Source organism: Rhizobium sp. M10, assembly GCF_002531955.1.
Classification (GTDB): domain Bacteria; phylum Pseudomonadota; class Alphaproteobacteria; order Rhizobiales; family Rhizobiaceae; genus Rhizobium; species Rhizobium etli_C.
Genome location: NZ_NWTA01000055.1, coordinates 1 through 5242, shown reverse-complemented (window position 1 = coordinate 5242; position 5242 = coordinate 1). Strand labels below are relative to the sequence as shown.

At 57.3% G+C, this 5242-nt stretch carries 4 protein-coding genes and 1 pseudogene; all 5 read right to left on the bottom strand.

Going from position 1 to position 5242, the window contains the following annotated elements:
• Nucleotides 1-177 precede the first annotated feature (177 nt).
• Nucleotides 178-2325 (bottom strand): peptidase domain-containing ABC transporter, encoded by a 2148-nt coding sequence (locus CO671_RS32780; RefSeq protein ID WP_004676279.1) that lies wholly within the window; start codon nucleotides 2323-2325, stop codon nucleotides 178-180.
• Nucleotides 2326-2352: 27 nt separating this feature from the next.
• The gene (locus tag CO671_RS32775; RefSeq protein ID WP_008533948.1) at nucleotides 2353-3438 is read right to left on the bottom strand and encodes an HlyD family efflux transporter periplasmic adaptor subunit; all 1086 of its coding nucleotides are present in this window, start codon (nucleotides 3436-3438) and stop codon (nucleotides 2353-2355) included.
• Between the two features lie 114 nt (nucleotides 3439-3552).
• Nucleotides 3553-3678: a hypothetical protein gene (locus tag CO671_RS34590; protein ID WP_004676277.1), complete on the bottom strand. Its 126-nt coding sequence runs from the start codon at nucleotides 3676-3678 to the stop codon at nucleotides 3553-3555.
• Nucleotides 3679-4140: 462 nt separating this feature from the next.
• A pseudogene (locus CO671_RS34475) lies at nucleotides 4141-4403 on the bottom strand (Tn3 family transposase); the annotation flags it as partial.
• A 544-nt stretch (nucleotides 4404-4947) separates the two neighbouring features.
• A partial coding sequence (locus tag CO671_RS34060; RefSeq protein WP_210162985.1) for a hypothetical protein occupies nucleotides 4948-5242 on the bottom strand: 295 nt, incomplete at its 5' end.

Genomic DNA, 5242 nt, shown 5'->3' with positions numbered 1-5242 from the left:
GTCGACCACCGTCAGCACGCGCAGTTTCTTACCCGTTGCGAGTTGGTCGTGAACGAAGTCCATCGCCCACGTTCCGATCACCGCCGCTTCAAGTTCACAGCCGACAATGTTGCCATGCTGCTTAACCGTGACGTTCACAACCGTTTTCAATCCTCGAGCCGACAGGGCCTACACGGATCACGACCTTGGCGCCCGCCATAATCGAGCGTAAGGGCCATCAGTTCTCACTAGGTCAGCGTGCTTTCCCTCCTCAATGACCCGCCCCTTGTCCAGGACCACAATATTGTCCGCCCCACGAACGGTGCTCAACCGATGAGTGATGACTATGATGGTCTTCCCAGCGCGAGACAGATCCTCAACAACCCGCAGCACAAATTCTTCGGCTGCCGAGTCCAGAGAGGAGGTCGCTTCGTCAAGGATTAGAACGTCGGGATCCCGGTACAGGGCCCGAGCCAATGCGAGGCGCTGCTTCTCACCTCCGGAGAGGCGAACCCCGTTCTCGCCCAGATGGGCCTGGAACCGCCCGGGCCAGCGCTCGATGCACTCCCGCAGTCCTATTCGATCACAGATGCGTACGATCTTATCGAACTCCGGTTCGAACTCGCCCAGGGCGATGTTCTCGATCACGGAACCGGAGAAGACGTCTATCGATTGCGGTACTGCAGCCATGACCTTGTGCAGTGATGCGCTCGAGAAATCCTGGAGGGCATATTGGCCGATCCGAATGCATCCATCCTCAAGCTGGTAGACATTCTGCAGCAGAGCCGCAAGGGTGCTTTTGCCCGAGCCGCTCTCACCCACGACGGCCGTCAACTCTCCTTGGCGAAAGGAGACGCTTAGATCGCTGAAAACCTCCGCCTGCGCGCCATAGCGGAATGTGACGTTCTCCAGGCGAATATCTCCGAGATCGGTCTTCGTAGCATCGATGCCGCTGCTGCTTGCCGACTCCAGTTCAAAGATCTCGAAAAGTCTATCCGCCGCGATAAACGCGTCTTGAACGATCCGGTTGGTCTGGATCAGGCGGGCGACCGGCCGGGTGATATAGCCAAGCAACGTATAGCAGGACAGCAATTCGCCGGGCGTGACGGCCTGTTCGAGCGCAAGCGTGGTTCCAAACCACATCAGCACGATGGTGAACAGGACCGACAGCAACGTCGAGGCGTTGTCGCCGCAGATTGAGATCAGCCCGGAGCTGTAGACGGAATGCAGCATCTTTACGAAGCGGGTCTCCATTTTGAAGTTTGCGAAGCTCTCGACGCCGGAAGTCTTAATGGTGGAGACAGCTCCGAGTGATTCTACCAGTTGCGCCTCGAGTTTGGCGTCATTTTCCATGATGACTCGTTGGAGATTTCGATTCATCCGATTGATGGCCCAATATACCAGGATGTACATTGGAATGGCGAGCGCCACGATCAAAGCAATATTCCAGGAATAGATGAACATCATTCCGAACGAGAACAGTATCATTAAAATGTCAACAAACATGTTTATCGAAACGTCGTTCAGGAAGCTCCTGATTTTCACAGCGTCGTTCATGCGCGACACGATTTCTCCCATGCGCATGCTATCGAAGAACTTCTGGGGCAGGGCCAGGATGTGATTGTAATAGCCGAGGATCAAGCATACGTCGATCTTCTGCCCCGTCTGCAGGACGAGTCGGCCTCTTAGGAGGTTGATCAGGATCTGTATCGCTAGGATCAGCAGCATTGCGATGCTCATCAAGTTGAGCAGGTTGCGGTTTCCCGCTGGGATCACGTGATCAACGATCTTCTGAACGTAGATCGCCGTCGAGAGACTGAGGACGGTCGTCACAAGAGCGCCGACGAGAGCCTGCGCCATCACCGTGCGGTGTGGCGCGAGTAGGCGGGCGAATCGGGCGAGGGGCGACGTGGTCTCGTCTCGACGATTGAATGTGTCTGCCGGAACCAGCAAAACCAGAACGCCGGTCCATTGCTCCATGAATTCCTGATGCGGCACTTTGCAGATTTCGCCCAAGGCCGGGTCCATGACGATGACCCACTTGGCGTCGATCGCATGGACCACTACGAAATGGTGCAGGTCCTCCTTGACGACGTGCGCGATAGCGGGCTTGGGGATCTTGTACAGGCTGTCGAAGCCACCTTTGACGCCTTTCGCGATGAAGCCCAGCTTCTGCGCCGCTTCCGTGAGCCCCAGCACACTCGTACCGGAGCGGTCGGTCGACGCATACTGGCGGATGCGCGCCAATGGCAACTTGTAGCCATAGAAGGCTGCGACAGATGCGAGGCTGGCGGCGCCGCAATCCGTGATGTCACGCTGTTTGAACTTAATGGCCTTACTCGACATGGAGGCTCGCTGGCTGTTGGGACAATATTAGCGCCCCGCCAGCATCGGGTTGAGCCAATCGTCTGCCTCGTCGTAGAGCAGTTGCAGGAGAGTGCGATTGGCCAACAGAAAGCGAGCCCGCACGGTCATGCCTTTCTTCAGGTGGCCGATGGCCCCGCTTTTCAGCGCGAGTTCGCTGCGAGAGAGCGCGCACTGGACCTTGAAGACCGGGTTCCCGTCATGCAGAGTGAAGTCCTGCGCCACCTCGACCACCCTTGCTTTGATGACACCCCATTGGTTGTAGTTAAAGGCATCCACTTGGAGCCGCACCGGCTGACCAGGCTGCACAAAGCCAATGTCGTTGGGGGAGACGTAGATTTCCGCCACCAGATCGTCGTTCGGCGAGATCCAACCAACGGTTTGCCCGCTCTGCACGTAGCTTCCGTGCGCGAGGCCGGAGAACTGCTCGAGAGCACCCGATACTGGGGCGCGGATGCGGTGCAGGTCCCGTTCGTGCTCGAGCTGATGCAAGGTGGCCGTGAGTTCCTTTAAGCGCAGGTTAGCATCAAGGAGCTTCTGGTTCCAATCAGCGGTTTTGCGTCGCACGAGGATCTCGCCTTGGACCTCGATATTTTGGAGAGCGAAAGCCTTCTCGTCAACGGTCTTCGCGGGCGCCGCAGCAGCCGAGACAAGTCGCTTTGCGCGGTCGAGTTCCGCCGCGGCGTTACTGCGCGCATTTTGGTTCTCGCGCAGCAAGTTGAGAAAATGCACCCTTTCAGCCGTCGCGGATTCGGTTTGGAGGGGGGGCGAGACGCTGAGCCTTGCGCCGGAAGAAATCAGCGTTTGGAAGTCATGGGCAAGATCGCTCTTGGCATGAATGTCGGCTAAAACCCCGCTGAGCTTTTCCTCGATTACATGATCGTCAAAGGCGATTATTTCCTTCCCCTTAGCAACGACATCGTTCTCAAAGGCAAGGACACGGGAGATGCGTCCGGAGACGGGCGCTATCAGGGGCGTCTTCTCCACGATCGGGCGAATAGTACCGACACTCTGCATGGAGACCGGTATGGTAACGAGTGGCAGTGAGCCAAATGCCGCGGCGACGAAGAGCAAGATCGCCCTATAAATGCTCAAGGATCGTCCTGATCGTCGCGCCAGTATGCTTTCTGCGGTGCAGCTGGCCGTTTCAGCAGAAAGGGGAACTGCTAGTCTGTAGTCACTAGGAGCCATCGAGAGCCAGCTCGCTTATCAACCAAACAAGTGTCCGTAACGTCGCAAAAACAAGTAAACCCAAAAATACCAACCTCCGGAGGTTTCAGCTGCTTCTTGAGGGGTTAATTCGGTTACACGATAGGCTGCCATGTTGTTCATCATTGGTGTCTCCGTTCAGAGCTGGATTGAGAAGATGCCAAGGTCCCCGTTGGGAGCTCCTAGCGGCGCGCAACAAAAAGGTTCAAGATTCGTGCCAATGCAGAAGGAGCGAAAAGCATCAGAAAACTGTTCTGTATGTTATTCAATGGCTGCCCTAGAGCGCCGAGACGTGCCAAACCGCACATCACGCTGTCGCAAGCACGACAAACCGAGTAGGGTTCTGAATGAACGTCCTGAACAGGATCGACAGCTCCAAAGTTCGGTGGCGACGGTACAGTTGAGACTCGGCGCTCAGTAAGCGCGCCCCCATCCGCGTAGCCCCCATCGAGTTTGCCGTCGATTTTTGTTGCTGCTGATTCACTCTGAAACCTGGTGAATTGTTGGTGGCCCTCCGCACGATAGTGGGCGCGGATGCGCCGCTTGGTGCCGCGGGCCGTCGCCTTGCGCTGTGGCGGCAAATAATAGGCCGTCGCTCGAAGCCGGAGTGCCCATGGATCGGTAACCCCGCCTGCGCCTCGACCACCCTGGCTAGCGCCCGGTCGTAGGCTTCGCTCTCGACATGCCACTGTCGAACACGGATTAACACCCACAAGGTGTGGGTGTCTGTGGCATCGGCCATCATGCGCAGGCCAAAGCTAGTCTCTTCTGCGAGGATGACGTTCATCGCAGGGCGCTCCTGTACGCAGATGACTGAATGCTTCGCAGAAGCCAGTCGCAGCATCCACGTCTGGACGTCGCCTTCGCAATCGAGCCGCCCGGAATCGTAACAGCCCGAGCTGGCGCGGCCAAGCTCGCGTAACCGGATGTCGAGGTGAGCTTGAGATTTGCCAGCTATCCTCCTGTCGCAACGGCCCCGCGAGACGATCGCTGTCGGCCACAGCCTGGGCCGGAACAAGTGCAGGTCTGAGATCGCCATAGCGTCGGGACCCGCCCAAGCATTGCCCAATAGGTCTCGTGTTTCTTTTCGCATCCGGTGGATCTTTTACTTGACACATCCGGCCATAGCATCTGCCAATAGGGACAAGGCCACGCCCTGGTAAACGTGAAATACGGCAGGATGCTAGGCCTTCAGGCCTACAGCCAGGTCTCGGATCGATACGGGTCGATCCGTCTGTCGTCCTCGTCGATCAGACGCTTGAGCCATTCCAGCGCCGCGATGGCGGACCCGATGTGCTGCATTGTTCCGGAATTCGAGCAGGCTCAGCAGCCTCGGCAACATGCGTGGATAATGAAATGCCGTAGGAGGAACGTGGCACCGCCTGGGCTCGCTGCTTAGGAACCGCCAGTCTTGTATTTGCGGACCAGAGCCGAAAGTATCGCCTGTTCGGCAATTTCGGCACCGCTCCGTCGAGGGCCTTGATCGCGGACCCGGCGATGCGAGCCAAAAGGCGCTCCTCGCTGGCCCCTTTTCAATTTCTTGGCGATCGAGGCGACGACCCTACGTTCCCATTCGCCACCATCTTGTGCACTTTGATCTGAACCCTTCAAACTGGACCAGTTTTGGTTAGAGTTTTCCGGTGCATTTTCCTGGCTGGGAAAGGGACCAGAAGACGATGAAAGCGTCGCA

Coding starts and splice junctions, on each gene's coding strand:
- CO671_RS32780 (WP_004676279.1), bottom strand. CDS start 2,325: ATGTCGAGTAAGGCCATTAAGTTCAAACAGCGTGACATCACGGATTGC.
- CO671_RS34590 (WP_004676277.1), bottom strand. CDS start 3,678: ATGATGAACAACATGGCAGCCTATCGTGTAACCGAATTAACCCCTCAA.